This window comes from Nocardiopsis sp. TNDT3, assembly GCF_003427465.1.
GTDB lineage: Bacteria > Actinomycetota > Actinomycetes > Streptosporangiales > Streptosporangiaceae > Nocardiopsis > Nocardiopsis dassonvillei.
In genome coordinates this window covers 1-1,786 of the sequence record NZ_QPFC01001267.1, presented here as the reverse complement: position 1 = coordinate 1,786, position 1,786 = coordinate 1, and the positions used below count along the sequence as shown (strand labels likewise).

General features: G+C 74.0%; 1 protein-coding gene. It reads right to left on the bottom strand.

The window, feature by feature from the left end:
- Positions 1 to 293 precede the first annotated feature (293 nt).
- Positions 294 to 1,786 (bottom strand): PepSY-associated TM helix domain-containing protein (locus DQW06_RS26670; RefSeq protein ID WP_370449142.1); only part of this gene is annotated, 1,493 nt, incomplete at its 5' end.

Sequence of the window (1,786 nt, the reverse complement as noted above, 5' to 3'; positions counted from 1 at the left end):
GGGCTGGCGCCGGGGGACTCCCCGACCACGACCTCACCCGGGGCGGCGGTGTCCGGGGTGCGCTCGGGCATCGCCCACACCAGGACCGCCCCCGCGACCAAGAGGGCCGCGACGGTGCCCGCTAACAGCAACAACAGTGGTGATCTCATACTCCCCGAGCCTTCCGGGCGCGGGGGAATACGAGATGAAACGAACATGAGGAATCCTTCATCCGCGCCCGTCGGCGGTCCGGCGCGGACGACCGGACCCGCCGGGACCGGATGCGTCGGGTGCGTCCGGTCCCGGCGGCGCGGTCACGGCTTCGGGACGGACTCCGGGCGCGTGCGCCCGCGCCGCAGGCCCAGGGCCGCGTCCACCACGAGGAAGGCCAGCAGGGAGACCCCGAACACCGGCAGGAACAGGCCGACGCCCACCGCCGCCGCGGCGACCAGGGCCAGGCACCACCACGGCAGCCCCCGCCAGGTCCCGCGCGGGGCGAGCGGCCGTCCCATGGCGAACGCGGTGTCCCGGGTCGGGCGGCGCAGCCACCACATCCGATAGCCCCAGAACACGAGGAAGAGCGCGGACAGGGCGATCCCCGTCAGCAGGAGCTGGTTCGGCAGGCCGAACAGCAGACCCATGTGGAAGGCGATCCCCCACGTGGCCATCTTGGCGACGAAGGGATGGTCCTCGAACCGCAGCTCCTCGACCACCTCGCCGCTCGTCGCGTCCACGGCCGCCGCGTCCTGGTGCACGGGCCAGCTCCGCCCGGTTCCCTGGACGGTGAAGGGCGCGCCCTCCTCCACGGGCACCGAGATCTCCATCGGGCCGTCGATCCCCGCGGCGTGCACGGACGCCAGGACCGTGTCCAGGTCCACGTCCTGTCCGGCCGCGCCGTGGTCCGCGTGGTCGCCGTGCCCACCGTGGTCCTCGTGCCCCGCGTGGTCCGCCTGCTCCGCGTGGTCCGCCTGCTCCTCGTGGTCCGCGTGCTCCGACGGGGCGGGCGCCGACAGCGACGGCGTGGTCCAGCCGAGGGCCACCCGCATGTCGGTCACGTTGGCCCCGGCGAACCGGGACCAGGTCAGTCCGGTGGCGGACACCATCAGCAGGCCGGCTACGGCCCAGATGCCGAGCGACCCGTGCCAGGACATGGTCCGGTTCCGCCCCTTGGCGGAGGGCTCGGGCAGCAGGGTGCGGCGCAGGCGGCGGGCCTTGCGCCGGCGCGCGGTCCACAGCACGACCCCGCCCAGAGCGACCACCCACAGCCAGCTCGCGGCGAGTTCGCCGTACAGGCGGCCGAACTCACCCAGGTGCAGGTGACGGTGGAGTTCGGACAGCCACGACCGCACGGGCAGCGCGCCGCTGCTGCCGTAGCTGGTCGTCTCGCCGAGGACCTCGCCGTTGTAGGGGTCGACGAAGACGGCGAGCCGGTAGCTCTCGGGGAGCCCCTCCACGTCCAGCAGGACGCGGGTGCTCTCGTCGGGGGCCGTGCCCGGGCGCACGGCGCTCAGCGTTCCCTCGGGACGTGCCGCGACCGCGGTGTCCACCTGTTCCTGGAGGGGCAGCGCGCTGTCGCCGGGGGTGACGCGGAGCTGGTCGGCGTAGAGCACCTGCTCCAGCTGCGGCGCGTACGCGTACAGCAGTCCGGTGAGGGCGGCCACGGCGATGAACGGCGCGACGAGGACTCCGGCGTAGAAGTGCAGGCGTAGGAGGAGTTGGCGCAGGGCCGCCCAGACGGGGGAGCGGCGGTCCGGAGGAGGCGTCTCGGGGGAGTCGAGCCGGTCGGGGGCATGGGACGTCATGGGGG